We start from the raw sequence: 365 nt of genomic DNA, 5'->3' as shown, positions 1-365 counted from the left end.
CTCTCTGCTAAAAGAACAACTGGGTACGACGTTCTCTGTTGGTGCCATCAGCGAAGCTCAGACTAAAGTGGCTTCAATGCTGACTCCTTTACATCATGCAATCCGAGATAGCATCCAAACAGCACCCCTAGTTCATGTAGATGAAACTTCCCACCCTCGTAATGGTGAAGAGAGCTTACGTTGGTGTTGGTTGGTCGCCAGTGAAGACCTTGTCTACGAAAAGATCTTGTTCTCTCGTTCAACCCATTCTGCCAAGACCATGTTAGGTAAGAATTATAGTGGTCTTGTCGTCACTGACCAGTGCCCAAGCTATAACTGGCTAAAACCAGAACAACATCAGCTGTGCTGGTCGCATGTGAAGCGAA

1 protein-coding gene is annotated in these 365 nt (G+C 46.8%); it reads left to right on the top strand.

Translation table 11 applies throughout. The features are described 5' to 3' along the window. The coding region (locus tag VOR_RS0112720) for an IS66 family transposase (RefSeq protein ID WP_010320077.1) at nucleotides 1-365 on the top strand (365 nt) is incomplete at both ends.

The organism is Vibrio ordalii ATCC 33509 (genome assembly GCA_000257205.1).
Lineage (GTDB): Bacteria > Pseudomonadota > Gammaproteobacteria > Enterobacterales > Vibrionaceae > Vibrio > Vibrio ordalii.
Note: the sequence above shows the minus strand (reverse complement) of the source record. Positions and strands in the feature narration are given on the sequence as shown.